Origin of the sequence: Nonomuraea sp. NPDC004580 (assembly GCF_040609855.1) — a bacterium.
Taxonomy (GTDB): domain Bacteria; phylum Actinomycetota; class Actinomycetes; order Streptosporangiales; family Streptosporangiaceae; genus Nonomuraea; species Nonomuraea salmonea.
Window position 1 is genome coordinate 38,209 of record NZ_JBEXLH010000034.1, and the last position, 20,506, is coordinate 58,714.

Consider the following 20,506-nt stretch of genomic DNA (forward strand, 5'->3'; position numbering starts at 1 on the left):
TCATGACATCCCTGCTGCTCGTCGAGGACGACGCCGTCATCCGCGAGTCGGTCGGCCTGGCCCTTGAGCGCTACGGCTACCGCGTGAGCACCGCCGCCGACGGGCTCAGCGGCCTGGAGGCGGCCCTGGCGGGCGGCCACGACCTGCTGCTGCTGGACGTCATGCTGCCCGGGCTCGACGGCATCAGCCTGTGCCGCAGGGTCAGGGAGTCCAGCCAGGTGCCGATCCTCATGCTGTCGGCCCGCGGCGACGGCCTCGACATCGTGGCCGGGCTGGAGGGCGGCGCCGACGACTACGTGGTCAAGCCGATCGACCTGCCGGTGCTGGTGGCCAGGATCCGCTCGCTGCTGCGCAGGGCCGCCGCCGCCCGGCCGGAGCCCGAGCCCGGCGGCGGGCGGCCTGCCCCGCTCACGTTCGGTGACCTGAGTGTCGACACCGCCGCGCTGGAGGTCTGGCGCGCCGGCGAGCGGGTCGAGCTGACGCCGACCGAGCTGCGGCTGCTGCTGGAGTTCGCCGCGCATCCGGGGATCGTGCTGGAACGGGCCACGCTGCTGCGCACGGTCTGGGACTACGGCTGGGACGGCGACAGCCGCGTGGTCGACCTGTGCGTCCAGCGGCTGCGCAGGAAGATCGGCACGGACCGCATCGAGACCGTACGCGGGTTCGGCTACAAACTGAGCGCCACGTGAACCGGGCCGCGCTGACCTGGCGGATCGCCAACCCCGCCTCGCTGCGCTGGAAGATCGCCGCCCTCGTCACGCTCGCCTGCGCCGTCGTCGCCCTCGTGGTCGGGCTGCTGGTGCACCAGGCCACCTGGGACCGCTCGCTGGCGACGGGACGCGGCGAGGCCGAGATCGCGCTCGACCAGGCGCTGGCCGACCCGGCCGCGAACCTGGTGAGCGTCGCCGGGCTGCCCGGCGAACTCGCCGCCCAGTCGCGGCCAGGCCGGCGCGTCATCTGGTACGGCACCGACCACCGCGACGAGCCCTGGATGTGGGCGGTCCAGCCGTACGGCGACGGCGAGAACGCCGTGCTGGCGCAGATCTCGATGGGCTCCGACCTGCTCAGCCTGCACGCGCTCGACCGCGACATGATCAAGGCCGCGCTGCTCGCCCTGGCCGGGGTGGTGCCGGTCTCGGTGGGCCTCGCCGAGCTGGCCAACCGGCGGCTGCGGCGCGTCGCGCGTACGGCACGGCGCATCGCGGACGGCGACCTGGACGCCCGCATCACCACCGGCCCGCCGCGCCGGCCCGGCCGGGACGAGATCGCCGACATCTCGGCCGCCGTGGACTCCATGGCGGCCGCGCTCCAGCACCGGCTCCAGGCCGAGCAGCGCTTCACCGCCGACGTCGCCCACGACCTGCGCACCCCGCTGATGGGGCTGGTCGCCGCCGCCGGGCTGCTGGAGGAGGGCCAGGCGGCCGATCTGGTACGCGACCGCGTCCAGGTGCTGCGCTCGCTGGTGGAGGACCTGCTGGAGGTCTCCCGCCTGGACACCGGCGCCGAGGTCGCCGACCGCGTCCGCGTGCCGCTGGCCGAGCTGGCCGCCGAGTCGGCCGCCCGGGTGGGCGTCGAGGCGCGGGTGCTGGCCGAGGGCCGGCCCGAGGCGAGGACCGACCCGCGCCGGCTCGACCGCATCCTCGCCAACCTCGTCCTCAACGCCCACCGCCACGGCGCCCCGCCGGTCGAGGTCGTCGCGGGGGACCACGTGATCGAGGTCCGCGACCGGGGGCCGGGGTTCCCGCCTGAACTCCTCGCCGAGGGGCCGCGCCGGTTCCGTACGGGCGCCGCGGAACGCGGGCACGGCCACGGGCTTGGGCTCACGATCGCCGCCGGCCAGGCCCGCGTGATCGGCGCCGAGCTGACCCTCACCAACGCCGCCGACGGAGGCGCCATCGCCACCCTGCGCCTGCCTGCGTCCGAGGAACACCACCCGTCCGAAGGCTGACGTCTTGGCGTGCTCAGCCGTCGGCGAGGATGCCGGCGACCGCCTGGACGCTGTCGGCGCTGCCCACCACGACCACCACGTCGCCCGCGTCCAGCACGAAGCCGGGTGCCGGGCTGGCGACGATCTGCGCCTTGCGCACCACCGCCACGATGGAGGCCCCCGTACGGGTGCGCACCTGCGCGTCGCCCATCGGCCGCCCCGCGTAGGGCGATGCGGTGCCGATCGGCAGTTTCTCGCTGACCAGCCCCTCCACTTCCCGGTGCAGGTCGTCGAGCCGCCGGATGATGCGCGGCGCGCCGAGCAGCCCGGCCAGCGCGTCGGCCTCGTCGTCGTTGAGCCTGACGGTCTCACACGCCTGGTCGGGGTCGTGGGAATCGTAGATCACCAGGTCGCGGCGGCCGGTGCGGTGGGAGACGACGGCGACGCGCCGCCCTGAGCTCGTCGTGAATTCGTGCCGCAGTCCGATCCCTGGCAACGCTGTCTGCTCGATCTCCACCGGTCACCTCACGTCCGTCCTGCGCCGCACCGTTCGGGAGCGCCCCGGCGCGTGGCGCCGGCCTCCCAGAACGATCCTTTCCGAGGATGACAGATTCGCGTAAGTGGACGGCAGGTGCGACTTCCGGCGCTTCGGACGTCTTTTCGGGGTACGACAGACCCCGCGCCATCGACACGCGAATGCCCCGGCCGCGCCGCACCCCCACCGGCCGGTCCGCCCGTGAAGATGGAGAAGCCGTCCCTGTGACAGGAGGAGTCCGCCGATTCAGCATGATTTGCGAGCAATGAGTAATGATCGCCACATAACTGCTTCAACGATGCCATGTGGGGGTTCACGATGAGTCTGCAGCAGCTTTACGGTGTTTTACTGGCCGGTGGCCTGGTGTTGCTGGCGAGCATCGCCGCGGCGCGTACGGCCAGCCGGCTCGGTCTGCCCGGCCTGCTGCTGTTCCTCGCGCTCGGGGTGCTGCTCGGCGAGGACGTGCTGGGCATCGACTTCGACGACGCGCAGCTCGCGCAGACCCTGGGGACGTCGGCGCTGGGCGTCATCCTGGTCGAGGGCGGTCTGAGCACCAGGTGGTCCGACATCAAACGGCTGATGGTGCCCGCGGGACTGCTGGCCACGCTGGGCGTGGCGGTCAGCGTGACGATCACCGCCGCGGGCGCGCACTTCCTGCTCGGCCTGAACTGGCAGCTCTCGCTGCTGCTGGGCGCGATCGTGTCGTCCACGGACGCCGCCGCCGTGTTCTCCGTGCTGCGCGCGCTGCCGCTGCCGCGCCGCGTGGCCGGGATGGTGGAGGCCGAGTCGGGCTTCAACGACGCTCCGACGGTCATCCTGGTGCTGGTGTTCTCGACGGCGTTCACCGACCTGCCCGACCCCGCCTCGATCGCCACGCAGATCTCGTACGAGCTGGCGGTCGGCGCCGCGATCGGGCTGGCCTGCGCCTGGGCGGGCACGCTCGCCCTGCGCTACGTCGCGCTGCCCGCCACCGGCCTGTACCCGCTGGCCACCGTGGGCATGGGCATCATCGCCTTCGCCGCGGCGGGGGTCGTGCACGCCTCCGGGTTCATCGCCGCCTACCTGGCCGGGCTCGTCCTCGGCAACGCCGTCCTGCCGCACCGCGCCGCCACCCGGTCGTTCGCCGACGGCATCGGCTGGCTGGCGCAGATCGGCCTGTTCGTCATGCTCGGCCTGCTGGTCACCCCGCACGAGCTGTTCAGCGCGCTGATCCCCGCCGTCGTCATCGGCCTGGTGCTGATGCTGGTCGCCAGGCCGGCGTCCGTGGCCGCGTGCCTGACCTTCTTCCGTACGAGCTGGCGGCATCAGGCGTTCATCGCCTGGGCCGGGATGCGTGGCGCGGTGCCCATCGTGCTGGCCACCTACCCGATCGTGGCCGAGGTGCCGGGCAGCCGGCACCTGCTGAACATCGTGTTCGTCCTGGTCATCCTCTACACCCTGGTGCAGGGCCCCACCCTGCCGCTGGCGGCCAGGCTGCTCAAGGTCATCCAGCCGCACCAGGCCAAGGAGGTCGAGATCGAGGCCGCGCCGCTCGACGTCCTCGCGGCCGAGTTGCTCACGCTGACCGTCCCGCCCGGCTCGAAGCTGCACGGCGTGGAGATCTTCGAGCTGCGGCTGCCGAAGCCGTCGATCGTCACCCTCGTCATCCGGGGCGGCGACACGCTCGTCCCCGACCCGGACACCCGGTTGCGGGAGGGCGACGAGGTGCTCATCGTCACCACGCCCGCCACCCGTACCGAGGTCGAGCGGCGGCTGCGCGCCGTCGGCAGGGGCGGCCGCCTCGCCCACTGGCACGGCGAGGACGGCGAGCCCGACAACGGCCAAGCACCCGCGACGTCCCCGGAGCCGCGTCCCGCCCCCGCCGCCACACCGGCGCCCGGCCGGCGGCGTGCGGGCCTGCGCTGGCGTACCCGCCTCGCCGGCGGCCGCCGGCGCCACGTCCGCCCGGTCGCGCCCCCACCTCCGGAACCGGGCGACGACCTGCTCCCCGGCACGGAATCGGAGTCCGACCCCGCCGTCACCTGACGCCACCCACGCCCGCCCTTGCAGCGGGCGGGCGGGAGCTGGGGAGGTGACGAGCGGGACTTGTGACGGTGTTTCGCTGACATATCCGGTCAGGCCCTATTACGGTGTCGTGCTGAGCCGGACACGCCTTGTCATCCCCCCGGAGACGCCACATGCGCATCGCAGCCGCGATCCTCACCTTCTTGCTCGGCCTCACTCTCCTCCCATCCGGCCCGGCGGCCGCCGCCACGGCGCTGCCGGGCGGCAAGTCGACGTTCGTGGTCTCGCAGGGCCATCTCAAGGCCGCCTCCCAGCAGAACTGGCTACGCCTGGGCAACTACACCTTCGCCAGGAACGGCACCGTGAGCGCCGGCTTCTACCTGTGGTGGCAGCGGAGCCCGAAGGCCAGGCAGAGCACCGGCACCGCCCCCGACGCGAGCTGCAGCACCAAGGCCGGCGGCAAGTCCACCCGGGTGCGCGGGTGCAAGGTGCTCACCGCCGGCGGCTTCACCGGCGGCCCGAGCGAGCGGCGCACCGGGACGTACTCGGTGGCGGGCGACGTGCTCACCATCAAGTGGAAGATCGCCCAGACCTGGACCGAGCAGTGGTACGTCCGCAAGTCGCCGGACGGCAAGCTCGCCCGCCTCGACCTCAAGCGCAGCACGCTCGCCACGCACGGTTACGGCTACGGCAGCAACGCCTCCTACGGCACCCGCCGCGCGATGAGCTCGGTGAAGGCGTTCCCCAGCTCGCTCAGGCAGGACCTGACGAGCTGGGCGGGCGGCAAGCTCGTCAGGTCGGCCAACCAGCCGTTCGGGCTCTCGTCGTTCCGCCAGTGCTCCGGCACCACCTCGTGCCTGACGTACCTGCAGCCCTCGTCCAACAGCGCCTGCCAGAAGGAGGGCGGCTGCCCCAGGTACGGCGGCGGGACCAAGGCCAACATCTCCTCCATCCAGTACTACCTGACGATGATCTCCAAGACCGACCGCCGCGACACGCTCTGGCACTGGTGCACCTGCCTGGCGATGGAGCGGGGCCAGTTCTGCTACACCGGGAACTCGCACGTCAAGCCGCTCATGCAGATCATCGACGACTCGGGGGCGTTCCGCGGCTGGGTCGGCGCCGAGGCGTCCTTCTCGACGGACGGTTCCCGCGCCAAGGACATGCTGGCGGTGCTGCGCATCTCCGACTTCCGCTGACCCCGGCGGGCGGGCGGGGGCTTTAGGGTTAACGGATGAAGTACCTGCTGCTGGTCTGCGGGGACGAAGAGTCCTATCAGGCGATGCTGGCCGATCCGGACTTCCTGCCCGGCTGCAAGGCGTGGGCCGCGGCGCGCGGCGACGGGCTGATCGCGACCGGAGGCCTCGAACCCCCGGCCGACGCCACCACGGTGCGGGTGCGCGACGGCGAGGTGCTGATGACCGACGGCCCCTTCGTCGAGTCGAAGGAGGTCGTCGCCGGATTCAGCCTGATCGAGTGCGCGTCCCGCGAGGAGGCCATGGAGGCCGCCCGGACCCACCCGGTGGCCCGCCACGGCACGATAGAACTCCGCGCCCTCCAACCGTGACACCACAGGACCCGCCACAGGAACCGGCGCAGGCGGGCGTCCGGGAGACGGTGACGGCCCTGTTCCGCGAGGAGTGGGGCCGCGTCGTGGCGACCCTGATCCGGCAGACCGGCGACTGGGACCTAGCGGAGGAATGCGCCCAGGACGCCTTCACTCAGGCGCTGACCCGCTGGCCGGAGGACGGCGTGCCGCCGGCCCCCGGCGCCTGGCTCACCACGACGGCCCGCAACAAGGCGATCGACCGCCTCCGCCGCGTCTCGGCAGGCGCCGCGAAGCTCCGCGAACTCGCCACCCTCCACGCCGCCACCCTGCCCGCTTCCGGCGGACCGGCCGGTTCGCGCGGTGGCGGCCCGGGGACCGTCGTTGAGGACGACCGGTTGCGGTTGATCTTCACGTGCTGTCATCCGCGCCTGCCGTTCGAGGCGCGGGTGGCGCTCACCCTGCGAACGCTGGCGGGGCTCACCACGGCGGAGATCGCGCGGGCGTTTCTCGTGTCCGAGGGCACGATGTCCAAGCGGATCACCCGCGCCAAGCGCGCGATCCGCGACGCGGGGCTGCCCTTTCAGGTGCCGCCGGCCGAGGAGTTGCCGGAGCGGGTGCCGGCCGTGCTCGGCGTGCTCTACCTGCTCTTCTCCGAGGGGTACGCGGCGGGCGCGGGCGATGAGCCGATCAGGCGGTCGCTCACGGACGAGGCGATCCGGCTGGCGCGGCTGGTGCACGGGCTGCTGCCGGGCGAGCCGGAGGCGGGCGGGCTGCTGGCGCTGATGCTCCTGCACGACGCCAGGAGCGCGGCCCGCGAGGACGGCGGGGAGCTGGTGCCGCTGGAGGAGCAGGACCGTTCACGGTGGCGGCGCGAGCAGATCGACGAGGGCGTGGCGCTGCTCGACGACGTGCTGCGGCGCGGCAGCGCGGGCGCGGGACCGTACCGGATCCAGGCCGCCATCGCCGCCTGCCACGCGACCGCTCCGTCGTTCGCCGAGACGCCCTGGACGGAGATCGCCGCCCTGTACGGCGCGCTCGAACGCCACGTCCCCTCCGACATCGTCCGGCTCAACCGGGCCATCGCCGCCGGCATGGCCGACCCCGCCCGTGGCCTGGCCATGACCGAGCCGCTCGGAGCCCGCCTGGACGGCCACCACGTGCTCCACGCCGCCCGCGCCGACCTCCTGCGCCGCATGGGCCGCACGGACGAGGCCGCCGAGCACTACCGGCGGGCCGTGGAGCTGGCTCCCGACGGCCCGGAACGACGGCACCTGACCCGCCGGCTCGGAGAGATCGCGCACGTCTGAGCGGCACGCGATCCGCCGCCCGCACGAAACTTCTCCGGGAGGGGTGTCCGTCTGGGCGGTTGCCGTTCGTAGGCAGGGCGGAAACAGTCGTCTTCTACGAAAGGCATGACCATGAAGACCACCCGTTCGGCCGACGGCACCCCCATCGCGTTCGACGTCATGGGCGACGGGGAGCCCGTCGTGCTGGTGAGCGGGGCGTCCTGCACCAGGGGCGTTCACGAGCCGCTGGCCCGGCTGCTGGCCGGCGAGCGTACGGTGATCAACTATGACCGGCGGGGGCGCGGCGACAGCGGCGACACCTCGCCCTACGCGGTGGAGCGCGAGGTCGATGACCTCGCGACGGTCATCAAGGCGGCAGGGGGAGCGGCGGCGGTGTTCGGGAACTCGTCGGGCGCGGTGCTGGCGCTGCGTGCCGCCGCGGCCGGCCTGCCGATCACGCGGCTCGCGCTGTGGGAGCCGCCGTTCCAGCTCGACCCCGGCGCGCCCGCCCGCGCCCGCGCGTACGCGGACGAGCTGGCGGCCTGCCTGGACGGCGGGCGGCCGGGGGACGCCATGGCGCTGTTCCTGCGCTCGGTCGGGATGCCGGGCGAGGCGATCGAGGGAATGCGCCACGCTCCCATGTGGCCGTCCATGGAGGCGATCGCGCCCACGCTCGCGTACGACGCCGCCGTCCTCGGCGACGGCGGCCTGCCGCCGGGCCTCGCCGCCGTCACCGCGCCCGTCCTGGTGCTGACCGGCTCCCGCACCGGCCCCTGGGCGGACGCCGCCGCCCGCGTCCTGCTGGACGCCCTGCCCGAAGCGCGGCACACGGTGCTCGACGGCCAGGACCACAACGTCTCCTGGGAGGTCCTGGCACTCCACCTGACCGGCTTCCTCGGCTGACCCGGCTCGGGCGGGGCCTGGGGGTCCACGTGAGCCGGCTCAGGTCACCTCCCTGATTCGGAGATTCCTGTCAGCAGACAAGGAAACCGGCCTGGTCAAGGGAAACACCCCGCAGATCACGGGTTCTGGAAGGTGACCTCGGGATTGGCGGCGGTCGGGCCGTCGAGCAGCGGCCGCTTCGCGCCCTGGAGGTGCCGGTCGAAGAAGGCGCCCACGTACGAGGTGGTGATCTCGCCCGACCGCTTGCCCGGCAGCGGCGCCTCCGGGTCGGTGATCCCGGCCTGAGCGCCCAGCACGGGCAGGTCGATGAAGGTGAAGTGGCCGGAGTCGGCCACGGTCAGCCAGCGCTTCCAGCCGTCCAGCCGCCGCCAGTCGCGCGGCCAGGACGTGTCGGTGGAGCCGGGGGAGTGCCCCGCCTTCGTGCCGAGCATGAGGAACGGCCGTTTGGCGAGCCCGCTCTTGGGGACGGGCGCGAAGAACGTGCCGTCCATGTTCACGCCGGCGCGCACCCGGCGGTCGGCGGCCATGAGGGCGGCGGCGGCGTTGCCGCCGATCGAGTGTCCTGCCGCGCCGACGCGCTTCCTGTCGATCATCGCCGCGCGCTTCCATCCGGAGGCGCGGGTGACCCGGTCGATCACGAACGACAGGTCGGCCGCCCGGCCGGTGGCGACCTTGGCCATCATGCGCTTGCTCGCCGCGTCGGACGGGGCCTTCTCGACCGCGTCGCACGCGGCGCAGGTCAGGGTGCGGCCGCCGGGGAACGTCGTGCCGAACGACTCGTAGGCGTGGTCCACCAGCGCGACCACGTTCCCCCGGGAGGCCAGCTCTTCGGCGAGCATGGTCAGCGTGGCCCGGTTGAGCGAGAACCCGGGCGACAGCATCACCAGGGGGTGCCGTCCGGCGGCCTGCCGGGCGCCGGTCCGCGCGTTGGTGCGCACGCCGGTGATCTGCTCGGGCTTGAACACCTTGTCCAGCTTCTGCGATCTGAGCAGCGCCGCGGCTTCTGCGGTCGTCATGTACGGGGCCGCGCCGCCGCCGGAACGTGCGGGGTAGTACATCGAGACCATCAGCTCGCGCGAGCGGGCCGACGGCACCCAGGGGTCGCGCCGCCCGGCGTCCTTCAGGTGCAGGACGTCCCGCCCGACCTGGTACGCGCCGGTCGGCCGGGGAATCGCGAAGGTCACCTCGGCCGTGCCGGCGGCCTGCGCGGGGAGCGCCGCCACAGTGAGGGGCAGGGAGAGGGACAGGGTGAGGGGCAGGGTGAGGGGCAGGGTGAGGGCGAGGGAGGTAACCGTGGTTCTGATCATGGCGAGTACGGTACGGACGGGCCTGGACCGCTCGACATGCTCGAAAGACGGGCACGCACCCTGACTTTCGTCAGGGTCTGAGCCGCTCGGCCACCTCCAGCCACCGCGTCACCTCGGAGGCGCTGAAATGGCGGATCGCCCAGTCCACCAGGCGCAGGCTCATGTGCGCCCAGCAGCGCAGCGCCACCCGCTCGGGCACGTCCACGTGCAGGCCGGGGGTCCGGTGTGCGAGGTCGAAGCGGAGCGTGAACAGGTCGAAGCCGGCGTCGCCGCGCGTCGCGCCGTCCCAGTCGATCACACCGGTGATGGCGCCGTCCGCGTCGACCAGGACGTTCTCCGGGTGGAAGTCGGTGTGCACGAGGTCGTCGCCGTCGAGGACGTCGCCGGGGAACGCCCTGCCGACCTCCTCGATCTGGTCGAGCAGGCGGCGGGTCCGGCCGTCGTAGGAGCGCAGCGAGCCGTGCAGGCAGAAGCCGGGCCCGTCCTCCGTCAGGAACAGCCGCAGCGGCGGCAGGTCCGAGCGGCCCGCGAGCACGCCCCGGCACCGCCGGTTGATCTCGATCATCTGCTGGACAAGCTCCGCCGTGGCCTTCTCCGGGACGCGCCCTGGCATCAGCTCCTGCACCAGGAGGGGCGGGTGGACCAGCTCGTACGCGGGCGCCGGCACCCCCGCCGCTCGCGCCACCTCAAGCAGCGGGCCGACGTCGGGCCCCCGGGTCAGGACCGACCGGCGACCGTCGGGCCAGCGGACGTAGGCGGCGCCCACCTGCCCGCCGGGACACGGCCCCTCGTAGGCGAGCGGCACGGGCAGGTCGCGCAGGGCCTGCTGGACGTCGAGCTTCGGTACGGGCGGCAGCGTCACGATCTCTCCTCAGCCGTGTGACCTCACTCACAGCCGTCACAACAGGGCGGGCCATCTCGTCTTTGAGTGCATGGAACGAACGAGTGTAGTGATCACCGGTGCGAACAAGGGACTCGGCCTGGAGACGGCCAGGCGGCTCGGCGAGATGGGCTGGCAGGTCTTCCTCGGCTCCCGCGACGCCGGGCGGGGCCGCGCGGCGGCCGAGAAGCTGGCCGCCGACGGCATCGAGGTCGTCGTGACCCCCCTGGACGTGACCTCCGACGAGTCGGTCGCGGCGGCCGTGAGCCTGGTCCGCGAGCACACCGATCACTTGGACGTGCTGATCAACAACGCGGGCGCGCCGGGCAACGTGCTGCCGCCCGCCCAGGCCACGGCCGATGAGCTGCACGCCGTCTACGACACCAACGTCTACGGGCCGGTTCGCGTCACCCACGCCTTCCTGCCGCTGCTGGAGGCATCGGACAACCCGCGCGTGGTGAACGTCGGCAGCGGCGGCGGCTCCTTCGGCGTGGTCACCGATCCTGACCAGCCGGTCTCGAAGATGCACGAGCTGGCGTACAGCTCGTCGAAGGCGGCGCTCAACATGATCACCGTCCGGTACGCGCAGGCGCTGCCGCACATCAAGTTCAACGTGCTCACCCCCGGCGAGATCGCCAACCGGGCCTACACCGCCACCGACATGAACCACCACACCGGCACGCTCACCGTCACCCAGGGCAGCGACCCGATCATCAGGCTCGCTACCCTCGACGCCGGCGGGCCGAGCGGCATCTTCATCGACCGCCTGGGACCGGTGGCCTGGTGAGCACCGGATATTTCGGGAAGGGGACGGATATGTCGCGCGCGGACGATGAGGGCTACCGGCCGCTGCTGTTCTCCATCGCGTACGGGATGACCGGATCCGTCGGCGACGCCGAGGACATCGTCCAGGACGCCTACCTCCGCCTCACCAGGGCCCGCCAGGCGGGCACCACGGTCGCCGAGCCGAAGGCGTACCTGACGACGGCCGTGACCCGGCTCGGCATCGACCACCTGCGGTCGGCGCGGGTGCGGCGGGAGACGTACGTGGGGGACTGGCTGCCCGAGCCGGTCGTCGTCCCCGGCCTCGGGGCGGGGCTCACCTCAGGCCCCGCCGAGCACGCCGAGCTGTCCGACTCGCTGTCGATGGCGTTCCTCGTGCTGCTGGAGGCGCTCTCGCCGGTGGAGCGGGCGGTCTTCATGCTGCGCGAGGTCTTCGGGTACGGCTACCCCGACGTGGCCCGCGTCACCGGCAAGACCGAGGCGAACTGCCGGCAGATCTTCGCCCGCGCGCGCCGCAGGATCGCCGAGGGGGCGCGGGAACCCGGCGGGCCGCTCGCCCCCGCGCGGCGGGCGGAGGGCGCCGAGCTGGCCCAGCGGTTCTTCGAGGCCGCGTCAGGCGGCGACCTGGACGCGCTGCTCGACATGCTGGCCCCCGACGTGGTGCTGCACGGGGACGGCGGCGGCAAGGTGCCCGCGCTCTCATGGCCCGCGACCGACCGCCTGCGGGTGGCGCGGCTGCTCCTCGGCGGCCTGCGCCGGTTCAGGGCGCTCGGCGTCACGCTCAGTCTCGCCTGGGTCAACGGCCGCCCGGGAGCGGTCCTGCACGACGCCGAGGGACGGGTGGCGAGCGTGGTCGAGCTGTCGATCGCGGACGGGTACGTGCAGGCGATCCACTCGGTCGCCAACCCCGACAAGCTGCACCACCTCGGCCCGGTCTCCGACGTGGGCCTCCTCCCGAACCGCTGACGGCTCGCGGGTCAGGCGGGTCCGGCGGGGCCGGTGGCCTCCAGGGCCGCGGGTGGGGCCGGAGCGGTGGCGGGAGCCGTCCAGAGGCCGGTCAGGGCGTCGATGAGGCTGGTCGCGGTGGCGTCCCAGGTGAGGCTGAGCGGGTCGCCCTCGTTGAGCGCGCGTTCCCGCTCGGCCAGCGCGTGCACCAGGAGGAGGCGACTCATGTCGGCGCGGTAGCGGCGCGTCCCCTCCGGCAGGCCGGGCAGCAGCCGGAACATGCCGGCCAGGCTGGTCCGCATGGACGGCGTGGAGACGGCCTCCTCGATGACGATCTGCCGCATCGGGGGCACGGTGTTGATCTGCGCCATGCACTGGGCCCGCACGCTCGGCACGCCCAGCGCCGCCAGGTGGTCGGTGGCCGGGCGGACCAGGCACGAGATCCAGTCGCGCAGCTCGCCCGGCTCGCCCATCTCGGCCAGCAGCCGCAGCCGCCGCCGCTCCAGGTCGTAGGTGTAGCGACGGACGATCGCCTGGACCAAACCGGCCTTCGACCCGAAGTGGTAGCCGACCGCGAAGTTGTTGGCCTGCCCCGCCGCCTCGCTGATCTGCCGGTTGGACACCTCGCCGACGCCCCGCTCGGCGAACAGCCGCTCCGCCGTGTCGAGCAGCGCCTCGCGCGTGTCCCTGGCCCGCACCCCGCGGCGCTCGGGCGCGGGCCCCGAGGGCGTCACCATCGCACCGGTACCTCCTCCAGCCCCCCGACCACCAGCCCCTCGCGACGGCGCAGCTCGGCGGCGGGGACGGCCAGTTCCAAGCCGGGCAGCCGGTCCAGCAGGACCTTGAGCACGGCCTGCAGCTCCGTGCGGGCCAGTGCCTGCCCGAGGCAGGAGTGCGGGCCGGCGCCGAAGGCGACGTGGGGGTTGGGTGAGCGGTCGAGCCGCATCTCGTCCGCCTCGTCGAACTGCCGCTCGTCACGGTTGGCCGCGGCCATGCTGCACACGACGGTGGTGCCCTTCGGCAGCGTCTCGCCGCTCACGGAGACCTCTTCGGTGAGGTAGCGGGGCATGCCGAAGCCGGGGTTGGCGTCGAAGCGCAACGCCTCCTCCACCGCCGAGCGGGTCAGAGTGCGGTCGGCCAGCAGCGCCTCCCAGCGCCCGCGGTCGGCCAGCAGCATCGACATCATCTTGCCGATCATATTGGCGGTCGTTTCGTGCCCGGCCACCAGCAGGCCCCTGGCGGTGCCGATCAGCAGCTGCTCGGTCAGCCGGCCGTCCAGGCCCTCGACGATCGCGAGCAGCTCGCTGATCAGGTCGTCGCCCGGCTCCTTCCGCTTGGCGTCCACCAGCGCCACCAGGTAGACGTCGAACTCGGCCTGCGCGGCGTCGATCTCCTCCTGGGTGAACCTGGTCATGCTGAGCATCGTGTCCGACCAGTACGCGAACCTGTCGCGGTCGCCGTCGGGCACCCCGAGCAGGTCGCAGATGGCCCACACCGGCAGCGGGAACCCCAGCGCGGACACCAGGTCCGCCGGTGCGCCGCCCGCGACCATCTCCTCGACCAGGTGCTCGGCCACGGCCTCGATGCGCGGCCGCATCGCGGTGACCCGCTTGGCGGTGAACGCCTTGCCCACCAGCTGCCGCCAGGCGCGGTGCTCGTCGCCCGTCATGCTCCTGCCCCGGTTGCCGAACACGCCGCCCGACTCGTTGGCGGTCACCCTGGCGGCGTCCGGCGCGTCGAGCCGGCGGGTGAAGCGCGGGTCCGACAGGACCTGCTTGACGTCGTCGTACCTGGTCAGCAGCAGCGCCTGGTCGCCGCTCGCGAGCCTGATCGGGGCGACGGGGCAGCCCGAGCGCAGCTCCGCCCATTCGGGCGGTGGCTCCAGGGCGGTGGGGTTGGCGAACGGGTAGTCGGGAACCTGCTGCGCGCTCACGTGTCCTCCCAGAGGTGCTTGTGAGGCCCAGCTAAGTCAATCCGCTTAAGTAAATCAAGTGATTGAGAAGGGTGCCCGTACGTGGCGGGCGCGGCGATGTGTGGGGCGGACGCGTGAGATGCTGCATTTGTGACCACGACTGAGCAGGCCGAACCGGCCCCACGCCGCCGGCGGGGCCGTCCCGGCTATGACCAGTCCGCGATCCTGCGCGCCGCCGTCGAGATGTTCAACCGCCGCGGCTACGACGCCACCAGCATGGGTGACCTGGCCAAGGAACTCGGGCTGACCAAGCCGGCCATCTACCACCACGTGACCAGCAAGGAGCAGCTGCTCGGCCAGGCGCTCGACGACGCGCTCGACGAGCTGACCGCCGTGGTGACCGAGGCGTCCCGCGAGCCGGCCGGGCGCAGCGCGTACGAGCGGCTGCGCGAGGTCGTGCGGCGCAGCGTCGAGGTGCTGGTCGCACACCAGCCGTCGGTCACGCTGCTGCTGCGCGTGCGGGGCAACAGCGAGGTCGAGCTGGCCGCGCTCGAACGGCGCCGCTGGCTCGACGACCGGCTCGCCGCCCTGGTGGCCGACGCGGTCGCCGAGGGCGCGCTGCGCGACGACGTACCGCCCGCGCTGGTCAGCCGCCTGCTGTTCGGCATGGTCAACTCGCTCGCCGAGTGGTACCGCCCCGACGGCGCCTACGACCAGGCGATGGTCGCCGCCGCCATCACCTCCATCGCCTTCGACGGCCTGGCCCGCCACGAGACCTGACCGGGCGCCGTCACCAGGTGTAGAAGCCCTGGCCGGTCTTGCGGCCGAGGTGGCCTGCGGCGACCAGGTCGCGCAGGATCTGCGGCGGCTCGAAGCGCGGGCCCAGCTCGCGGGCCAGGTGTTCGGCGATGGCCAGCCGCACGTCCAGGCCCACGATGTCCGTGGTGCGCAGCGGGCCCACCGGGTGCCGGTAGCCGAGGGTCATCGCGGTGTCGATGTCGGCCGCGCTCGCCACGCCCTCTTCGAGCATCCGCATGGCCTCCAGCGCCAGACTCACCCCGAGCCGGCTGCTGGCGAAGCCGGGCGAGTCGGTCACGGTGATGGGCGTCTTGCCGAGCGCGGCCACCCAGCCCTGGGCGCGGGTCAGCAACTCGGGCCCGGTCGTGGGCGCGGCGACGATCTCGACGAGGTCGCTCACCGGGACCGGGTTGAAGAAGTGCAGGCCGAGGAAGCGTTCAGGCGCGGCCAGCTTGGCGGCGAGCCCGGTCAGTGACAGGCTGCTGGTGTTCGTGGCGAGCACCGCGCCCGGAGCCCGCCTCTCGGCGACGGCCAGCACCTCCGCCTTGAGCGCGGCATCCTCGGGCACGGCCTCCACGACCAGCTGACAGCCCGCCAGGTCGCCCGGATCGGTCGTGATCCGCAGCCGGGCCAGCACGGCCTCCTGCGGCTCGCCGAGCGTGCCCTTGGCGGCGGCCTTGCCCACGCTGCCCTCGACCCTGGCACGAGCGGCGGCGGCCGTCTCCTCACTGCTCTCCACGACGACGACAGCGCTGCCCGCGACGAGGAACGCGTGCGCGATGCCCGCCCCCATGCGGCCCCCGCCAAGGACACCGACGTCACCCGGCAAGGCGCTGGGCTGGTCGGTGGGCCGGTCGGTGGGCCGGTCGGTGGTCATGGGCGCGGTCCTTTCCGCTCGCGGCGTTCCAGGAACGCCGTCATGCGCGCGCGCTTCTCCTGGGTCTCGCACAGCACCGCCTGCGCCACGTCGTCCACGAACGGGTGCGCCTGGCGGGGCGCGTGGAAGACGGCCTTCATCAGGCGGGTCGCGAGCGGGGCCTGGGCGGCGATGCGGTCGGCCAGGCGGTGCCCGGCCGCCAGCAGGTCGTCCGGTTCGGCGAGCTCGTTCAGCAGCCGCACGTCCCTGGCCTCCTCGGCCGTCAGTACGCGGCCGGCGAGCAGGATCTCCTTGGCCAGCGGCTCGCCCACCAGCTCGGCCAGCCGCCAGGCCGCCCCGGCCGCGGCGAGGATGCCGAGGCCGGTCTCCGGGTTGCCGATCCTGGTGCGGGGCGTGCCGATGCGGAAGTCGCAGGCGTAGGCCAGCTCGGCGCCGCCGCCCAGGGCGTACCCGTCGAGGAGGGCGACGGTGGGCATCGGCAGCCGGTGCACGCGGTCGAAGATCTTGGAGTTGATGCCGCGCAGCGCGTCATCGCGGCCACGTTCGCGCAGCTGGGCGATGTCGGCGCCGGCCGCGAACGTCCCGCCCTCGCCGACGAGCAGCACGACCTTCGGGTCCGCCTCGACGGCCGCGCACGCCTCGTGCAGCGCGGCCACCAGCTCGCGGTCGATGGCGTTGCGCACCTCGGGCCGGTTGAGCCGCCACACCACGCGGTCCGCGCCCTCTTCGACGAGGAGGCTCGGCCCGCTCACGTCCGCTCCCCGAGCGTGGGCAGGGCGAAGGAAGTTGTCACGTGGGCTCCTGTTCAGGCGTCGTAGTCGACGGTGACGTGCTCGCCGACGGGATAGGTCTGGCAGGTCAGGACGAATCCGGCGGCCAGCTCGGACGGTTCGAGCGCGTAGTTGCGCCGCATGTCCACCTCGCCCGACCGTACGACGGCCCGGCACGTGCCGCACACGCCGCCCTTGCAGGCGAACGGCAGGTCCGCCCGGGTGGCCTGGGCGCCGTCGAGCAGCGTCGTCTCCCGGGAGACGGTCGAGGTGGTGCGCAGCCCGTCGAGCACGGTCGTCAGCTCCGTGGTGGCGCCCGGCGGAGTCGAGTCGTCCCTGTGCGGCGGGGGCGGCGGCGCGTCGGCGTAGAACAGCTCGACGTGCACTCGCTCGGCGGGCACGCCCAGCTCGGCGAGGACCGGCCTGCCCTGCTCGATCATCTCCAGCGGCCCGCAGAGCCACACGTGGTCGAACACCTCGACCGGGACGAGCGAGGTGAGCAGGCGGCGCAGCCGGTCGCCGTCGAGCCTCCCTGACAGCAGCTCGACGTCGCGGGGCTCGCGGGAGAGCGCGTGCACGACCTGAAGGCGGGGGCCGTAGCGGTTCTTCAGGTCGCCCAGCTCCTCGGCGAACATGACCGTGCGGCTGGTGCGGTTGCCGTACAGGAGGGAGACCTGGGCGCGGGGGTGGGTGAGCACGGTCGAGGCGATCGACAGCAGCGGCGTGATGCCCGAGCCGGCCGCCACGCACAGGTGGCGCTCGCCGCCGTCCGGGTCGGCCTGCCAGGAGCCGGTGGGCGGCTGCACCTCGATGACCGTGCCCGGCCGTACGTCGTGGACCAGCCAGGAGGAGAACAGGCCACCGGGGATCTCCCTGACCCCGATGCGCGGCGCGGCGCCGGCCGGGGCGCAGATCGAGTACGAGCGCCGCTCCTCGCGTCCGTCGACGATCCGGCTCAGGGTGAGCGACTGGCCGGCCTTGAACGCGTACGTGTCGCGCAGCTCGGGCGGCACCTCGAAGGTGATCGCGGCGGCGTCGTCGCACAGCCGGTCCACCGCCGCCACGGTCAGCGGGTGGAAGACGGCGGCCCTGGACGGCGCGGTCGCCGGCATGGTCATCGCTAGATCTCCTTGACGTGCTCGAACGGTTCGAGGCAGCCGGTGCAGCGGTAGAGGGCCTTGCAGGCGGTGGCGCCGAACTCGGAGGTGAGCCGGGTGTCCGCCGAGCCGCAGCGCGGGCAGCGCGGCGCCGCGCGCTTGGGGCCGAGGGTCAGCAGCACCGGCCCGGTACGCCGGGGCGCGGGGCCGGGCGGCGACAGCCCGGCGTCGCGCAGGGCGGCCCGGCCGCGTTCGGAGATCCAGTCGCTCGACCACGGCGGGTCCAGCACCACCCGCACCTCCACCCGCTCGAACCCGGCGTCGTTGAGCCGGCGCACGAGGTCGTCGCGCATGGTCGCCATGGCCGGGCAGCCGGTGTAGGTCGGCGTGATCGAGGCGACCACCACCTCGCCGCCGTCGGCGGCGTCCCGCGTCACCTCGACACCGCGCAACACGCCCAGGTCGGCGAGGGTCAGCATCGGCATCTCAGGATCCCGCACCTGCCCCGCCACCTCGACCGCCGCGTCCGCCCGCGCGGCCGCATCCTCGCGCGCCCGCCCAGGGGGCGGCCCGTCGCCCGGCGTGAGGCCCGCGCGGGGCTGAGCGGGGGTCACCAGCGCCCCATCGGGTGTGCGCGGGCGACCACCTGCATCTCGGTGAGCAGTCTGCTCAGGGCCTCGGTGTGCAGGCCGTGCCTGCCGGTGCGTCCGCCGACGCCGGCCAGCGGCGCACACTCGGGACGTTCGACGCCGCTCACCGCGAGCACCTGGTCCAGGACGGCGTCCACCTCGCCCGCCAGGGACGACGGGTCCACACCCACCCGGGCGTCGGCCATGGCGAGTTCGAGCGGGTGGGCGGTGACCAGCTCGGTTCGCAGCGGCCACAGCGCGTCGAGCGCGGCCAGCAGCCTGCGGTGCGACTCCTCGGTGCCGCGCGCCAGCGTGAGGAACCAGCGCCCGGCCCAGTCGCGGTGGTAGGCGACCTCCTTGACGCCCTTCCCCGCGACGGCGGCGAGCACCTGGTCCCGGCTGGCGCGCAGCCGTTCCAACAGGGCGAGCCGGGCCGCGGAGAACAGCAGCAGCCGCACCACCACGTGCGCGAAGTCCCCGTTCGGCACCTCGCACATCCGCACGTTGCGGAAGTCGCGGTCGTCGCGGAAGAACGCCAGCGCGTCCTCGGCCGGCACCGGCGAGCCGTCGGGCAGCGCGGGCACCACGCCGGGGTCGGCCGCCGCCGCCCGCGCCAGCAGCAACCGCGCCTGCCCGAGCAGGTCGAGCGCCATGTTGGCGAGCGCGATGTCCTCCTCCAGGTCGGGCGCGCGGCTGCACCACTCCGACAGCCGCTGCGACAGGATCAGGGCGTCGTCGCCGAGCATGAGGCAGTACGCGGCCAGCGCGGCCGGGTCCACCCCCTCGGGCACGGTCGTGTCGACCCCGGCCAGCGGGTCCTCGAAGTCCGTGCCGAAGGCCCACTGAGCGGAGTCACCGCCCTCGATCAGGCCGTCGAAGATGCTGCCGTGTTCGCCGCTGTGTCCGCTGATGCTGCCGTGTTCGCTGCTGTGTCCGCTGATGCTGCCGTGTTCGCTGCTGTGTCCGCCGCGGTGTTCGTCGCTCATGAGCAGGTCCGATCAGATGTGCGGGACGTCGCCCGGGATCTCGTAGAACGTCGGATGCCGGTAGACCTTGTCGCCGCTGGGCGCGAAGAGCGGGTCCTTCTCGTCGGGGGACGAGGCGGTGATGGCGTCGGCCCGTACGACCCAGATGCTGACGCCCTCGTTGCGGCGGGTGTAGACGTCGCGGGCGTGCCGCAGCGCCATCTGGTCGTCAGGGGCGTGCAGCGAGCCGACGTGCACGTGATTGAGCCCGCGCTTGCCACGGACGAACACCTCGTACAGCGGCCATTCCCGGCGGTCGGTGCTCATCGGGCGACCTCCTGCTGTGAGCGCTCGGCGAAGGCGAGCGCGGCCTCGCGTACCCAGGCGCCCTCCTCGTGGGCGGCCCTGCGGTGCGCCATGCGCTGGGCGTTGCACGGTCCGTCGCCGCGCAGCACGGCGGCGAACTCCTCCCAGTCGGGCTCGCCGAAGTCGTAGTGGCCGCGCTCCTCGTTCCAGCGCAGGCCGGGGTCGGGCAGCGTCACGCCGAGCGCCTCGGCCTGCGGGACTGTCATGTCCACGAACTTCTGCCGCAGCTCGTCGTTGGAGTTGCGCTTGATGCCCCAGGCCATCGAGCGCGCGCTGTTGGGCGACTGGGCGTCCGGCGGCCCGAACATCATCAGCGACGGCCACCAGAACCGGTCGACCGACTCCTGCACCATGGCTCGCTGCTCGTCGGTGCCGCGCATCATCGTCATCAGCAGCTCGTACCCCTGCCGCTGGTGGAACGACTCCTCCTTGCAGATGCGGATCATCGCGCGGCCGTAGGGGCCGTAGGAGGTGCGGCACAGCGGCACCTGGTTGCAGATGGCGGCGCCGTCCACCAGCCAGCCGATGGTGCCGACGTCGGCGTACGAGAGCGTCGGGTAGTTGAAGATCGAGGAGTATTTCTGCTTGCCGCTGAGCAGCAACTCCGTCAGCTCGGCCCGGGAGACGCCCAAGGTTTCGCACGCGGAGTACAGATAGAGCCCGTGCCCCGCCTCGTCCTGCACCTTGGCCAGCAGGATCGCCTTGCGGCGCAGTGAGGGGGCGCGGCCGATCCAGTTGCCCTCGGGCTGCATGCCGATGATCTCGGAGTGGGCGTGCTGGGCGATCTGGCGGATGAGCGTCCTGCGGTAGGCGTCGGGCATCCAGTCGCGCGGCTCGATGCGGTCGTGGCGGGCGATGGTCGCGTCGAACCCGGCTTGCAGGCGGGCCTCGAGGTCCGGCTCCGCTGGGGTGGTCGTCATCTTTCCTCCGACACCTCGGGCTCATTTACTTATCGCTCGGTCAGTAATAAGGT

The 20,506-nt window shown here is 72.9% G+C and carries 22 protein-coding genes; 10 read left to right on the forward strand and 12 right to left on the reverse strand.

The window, feature by feature from the left end; translation table 11 throughout:
- The first annotated feature begins 2 nt into the window (after nt 1-2).
- Together cseB and ABZW11_RS29205 are read left to right on the forward strand one after the other, a co-directional pair.
- Nucleotides 3-689: a two-component system response regulator CseB gene (cseB, locus tag ABZW11_RS29200; protein ID WP_355423672.1), complete on the forward strand. Its 687-nt coding sequence runs from the start codon at nt 3-5 to the stop codon at nt 687-689.
- Nucleotides 686-1,948 carry a HAMP domain-containing sensor histidine kinase gene (locus ABZW11_RS29205; protein ID WP_355423675.1) on the forward strand — a complete coding sequence of 421 codons (1,263 nt, stop codon included), beginning with the start codon at nt 686-688 and terminating at the stop codon, nt 1,946-1,948. The genes cseB and ABZW11_RS29205 overlap by 4 nt, the downstream gene beginning before the upstream one ends.
- A 13-nt stretch (nt 1,949-1,961) precedes the next feature.
- Here the strand turns inward: ABZW11_RS29205 and ABZW11_RS29210 are convergent, their stop codons facing one another.
- Complete coding sequence (locus ABZW11_RS29210) at nt 1,962-2,423, reverse strand: TrkA C-terminal domain-containing protein (protein WP_355423678.1); 462 nt, start codon at nt 2,421-2,423, stop codon at nt 1,962-1,964.
- Between the two features lie 357 nt (nt 2,424-2,780).
- On the opposite strand from ABZW11_RS29210, the gene ABZW11_RS29215 reads away from it, so the two are divergent.
- From ABZW11_RS29215 to ABZW11_RS29235, 5 genes are all read left to right on the forward strand, one after another.
- The gene (locus ABZW11_RS29215; protein WP_355423681.1) at nt 2,781-4,487 is read left to right on the forward strand and encodes a potassium/proton antiporter; all 1,707 of its coding nucleotides are present in this window, start codon (nt 2,781-2,783) and stop codon (nt 4,485-4,487) included.
- Between the two features lie 152 nt (nt 4,488-4,639).
- Nucleotides 4,640-5,665 carry a hypothetical protein gene (locus tag ABZW11_RS29220; RefSeq protein ID WP_355423684.1) on the forward strand — a complete coding sequence of 342 codons (1,026 nt, stop codon included), beginning with the start codon at nt 4,640-4,642 and terminating at the stop codon, nt 5,663-5,665.
- 35 nt (nt 5,666-5,700) lie between these two features.
- On the forward strand, nt 5,701-6,033 hold the full coding sequence (locus ABZW11_RS29225; RefSeq protein ID WP_355423686.1) for a YciI family protein: 333 nt from the start codon (nt 5,701-5,703) through the stop codon (nt 6,031-6,033).
- A complete protein-coding gene (locus tag ABZW11_RS29230) occupies nt 6,030-7,322 on the forward strand; it encodes a sigma-70 family RNA polymerase sigma factor (RefSeq protein WP_355423689.1) in 1,293 nt (430 codons plus the stop codon). The genes ABZW11_RS29225 and ABZW11_RS29230 overlap by 4 nt, the downstream gene beginning before the upstream one ends.
- Nucleotides 7,323-7,433: 111 nt before the next feature.
- Nucleotides 7,434-8,204 (forward strand): alpha/beta hydrolase, encoded by a 771-nt coding sequence (locus tag ABZW11_RS29235; protein ID WP_355423692.1) that lies wholly within the window; start codon nt 7,434-7,436, stop codon nt 8,202-8,204.
- 116 nt (nt 8,205-8,320) lie between these two features.
- Here the strand turns inward: ABZW11_RS29235 and ABZW11_RS29240 are convergent, their stop codons facing one another.
- Nucleotides 8,321-9,511: an alpha/beta hydrolase gene (locus ABZW11_RS29240; RefSeq protein ID WP_355423695.1), complete on the reverse strand. Its 1,191-nt coding sequence runs from the start codon at nt 9,509-9,511 to the stop codon at nt 8,321-8,323.
- Between the two features lie 70 nt (nt 9,512-9,581).
- Entirely contained in the window at nt 9,582-10,373 is a 792-nt protein-coding gene (locus ABZW11_RS29245; RefSeq protein WP_355423699.1) for an aminoglycoside phosphotransferase family protein, read from the reverse strand.
- A 70-nt stretch (nt 10,374-10,443) separates the two neighbouring features.
- Here ABZW11_RS29245 and ABZW11_RS29250 point away from each other — a divergent pair, with 70 nt between their 5' ends.
- Together ABZW11_RS29250 and sigJ are read left to right on the forward strand one after the other, a co-directional pair.
- Nucleotides 10,444-11,178 carry an SDR family NAD(P)-dependent oxidoreductase gene (locus ABZW11_RS29250; RefSeq protein ID WP_355423702.1) on the forward strand — a complete coding sequence of 245 codons (735 nt, stop codon included), beginning with the start codon at nt 10,444-10,446 and terminating at the stop codon, nt 11,176-11,178.
- Between the two features lie 29 nt (nt 11,179-11,207).
- Complete coding sequence (gene sigJ, locus ABZW11_RS29255; protein ID WP_355423705.1) at nt 11,208-12,140, forward strand: RNA polymerase sigma factor SigJ; 933 nt, start codon at nt 11,208-11,210, stop codon at nt 12,138-12,140.
- 11 nt (nt 12,141-12,151) lie between these two features.
- On the opposite strand, the gene ABZW11_RS29260 is transcribed toward sigJ, so the two are convergent.
- Nucleotides 12,152-12,856 (reverse strand): helix-turn-helix domain-containing protein, encoded by a 705-nt coding sequence (locus ABZW11_RS29260; RefSeq protein WP_355423708.1) that lies wholly within the window; start codon nt 12,854-12,856, stop codon nt 12,152-12,154.
- A complete protein-coding gene (locus tag ABZW11_RS29265; RefSeq protein WP_355423711.1) occupies nt 12,850-14,052 on the reverse strand; it encodes a cytochrome P450 in 1,203 nt (400 codons plus the stop codon). Before ABZW11_RS29265 ends, ABZW11_RS29260 begins: the two co-directional genes overlap by 7 nt.
- A gap of 129 nt (nt 14,053-14,181) precedes the next feature.
- Here ABZW11_RS29265 and ABZW11_RS29270 point away from each other — a divergent pair, with 129 nt between their 5' ends.
- Entirely contained in the window at nt 14,182-14,811 is a 630-nt protein-coding gene (locus tag ABZW11_RS29270) for a TetR/AcrR family transcriptional regulator (RefSeq protein ID WP_355423714.1), read from the forward strand.
- Between the two features lie 10 nt (nt 14,812-14,821).
- Here the strand turns inward: ABZW11_RS29270 and ABZW11_RS29275 are convergent, their stop codons facing one another.
- The 7 genes from ABZW11_RS29275 to paaA form a co-directional block, all read right to left on the reverse strand.
- Nucleotides 14,822-15,706 carry a 3-hydroxyacyl-CoA dehydrogenase family protein gene (locus ABZW11_RS29275; protein WP_355423717.1) on the reverse strand — a complete coding sequence of 295 codons (885 nt, stop codon included), beginning with the start codon at nt 15,704-15,706 and terminating at the stop codon, nt 14,822-14,824.
- Nucleotides 15,703-16,458 carry an enoyl-CoA hydratase/isomerase family protein gene (locus ABZW11_RS29280; RefSeq protein WP_355423720.1) on the reverse strand — a complete coding sequence of 252 codons (756 nt, stop codon included), beginning with the start codon at nt 16,456-16,458 and terminating at the stop codon, nt 15,703-15,705. Before ABZW11_RS29280 ends, ABZW11_RS29275 begins: the two co-directional genes overlap by 4 nt.
- Nucleotides 16,459-16,511: 53 nt before the next feature.
- The gene (gene paaE, locus ABZW11_RS29285; RefSeq protein ID WP_355423723.1) at nt 16,512-17,594 is read right to left on the reverse strand and encodes a 1,2-phenylacetyl-CoA epoxidase subunit PaaE; all 1,083 of its coding nucleotides are present in this window, start codon (nt 17,592-17,594) and stop codon (nt 16,512-16,514) included.
- 2 nt (nt 17,595-17,596) lie between these two features.
- Nucleotides 17,597-18,085, reverse strand: coding sequence for a 1,2-phenylacetyl-CoA epoxidase subunit PaaD (gene paaD, locus ABZW11_RS29290; RefSeq protein WP_355423811.1), 489 nt, complete (start codon nt 18,083-18,085; stop codon nt 17,597-17,599).
- Nucleotides 18,086-18,183: 98 nt separating this feature from the next.
- Nucleotides 18,184-19,188 carry a 1,2-phenylacetyl-CoA epoxidase subunit PaaC gene (gene paaC, locus ABZW11_RS29295; protein ID WP_355423726.1) on the reverse strand — a complete coding sequence of 335 codons (1,005 nt, stop codon included), beginning with the start codon at nt 19,186-19,188 and terminating at the stop codon, nt 18,184-18,186.
- A gap of 12 nt (nt 19,189-19,200) precedes the next feature.
- Nucleotides 19,201-19,494 (reverse strand): 1,2-phenylacetyl-CoA epoxidase subunit PaaB, encoded by a 294-nt coding sequence (paaB, locus tag ABZW11_RS29300; protein WP_355423729.1) that lies wholly within the window; start codon nt 19,492-19,494, stop codon nt 19,201-19,203.
- Entirely contained in the window at nt 19,491-20,453 is a 963-nt protein-coding gene (paaA, locus tag ABZW11_RS29305) for a 1,2-phenylacetyl-CoA epoxidase subunit PaaA (protein ID WP_355423732.1), read from the reverse strand. The genes paaB and paaA overlap by 4 nt, the downstream gene beginning before the upstream one ends.
- Between the last annotated feature and the right edge of the window lie 53 nt (nt 20,454-20,506).

Excerpts from the sequence above, each read along its gene's own strand:
- paaC (WP_355423726.1), bottom strand. The coding sequence starts at position 19,188 with ATGAGCGACGAACACCGCGGCGGACACAGCAGCGAACACGGCAGCATC.
- ABZW11_RS29225 (WP_355423686.1), top strand. The coding sequence starts at position 5,701 with ATGAAGTACCTGCTGCTGGTCTGCGGGGACGAAGAGTCCTATCAGGCG.
- ABZW11_RS29215 (WP_355423681.1), top strand. The coding sequence starts at position 2,781 with ATGAGTCTGCAGCAGCTTTACGGTGTTTTACTGGCCGGTGGCCTGGTG.
- ABZW11_RS29275 (WP_355423717.1), bottom strand. The coding sequence starts at position 15,706 with ATGACCACCGACCGGCCCACCGACCGGCCCACCGACCAGCCCAGCGCC.
- ABZW11_RS29250 (WP_355423702.1), top strand. The coding sequence starts at position 10,444 with ATGGAACGAACGAGTGTAGTGATCACCGGTGCGAACAAGGGACTCGGC.
- cseB (WP_355423672.1), top strand. The coding sequence starts at position 3 with ATGACATCCCTGCTGCTCGTCGAGGACGACGCCGTCATCCGCGAGTCG.
- ABZW11_RS29220 (WP_355423684.1), top strand. The coding sequence starts at position 4,640 with ATGCGCATCGCAGCCGCGATCCTCACCTTCTTGCTCGGCCTCACTCTC.
- paaA (WP_355423732.1), bottom strand. The coding sequence starts at position 20,453 with ATGACGACCACCCCAGCGGAGCCGGACCTCGAGGCCCGCCTGCAAGCC.
- sigJ (WP_355423705.1), top strand. The coding sequence starts at position 11,208 with ATGTCGCGCGCGGACGATGAGGGCTACCGGCCGCTGCTGTTCTCCATC.
- ABZW11_RS29260 (WP_355423708.1), bottom strand. The coding sequence starts at position 12,856 with ATGGTGACGCCCTCGGGGCCCGCGCCCGAGCGCCGCGGGGTGCGGGCC.
- ABZW11_RS29240 (WP_355423695.1), bottom strand. The coding sequence starts at position 9,511 with ATGATCAGAACCACGGTTACCTCCCTCGCCCTCACCCTGCCCCTCACC.
- ABZW11_RS29235 (WP_355423692.1), top strand. The coding sequence starts at position 7,434 with ATGAAGACCACCCGTTCGGCCGACGGCACCCCCATCGCGTTCGACGTC.
- paaB (WP_355423729.1), bottom strand. The coding sequence starts at position 19,494 with ATGAGCACCGACCGCCGGGAATGGCCGCTGTACGAGGTGTTCGTCCGT.
- paaE (WP_355423723.1), bottom strand. The coding sequence starts at position 17,594 with ATGACCATGCCGGCGACCGCGCCGTCCAGGGCCGCCGTCTTCCACCCG.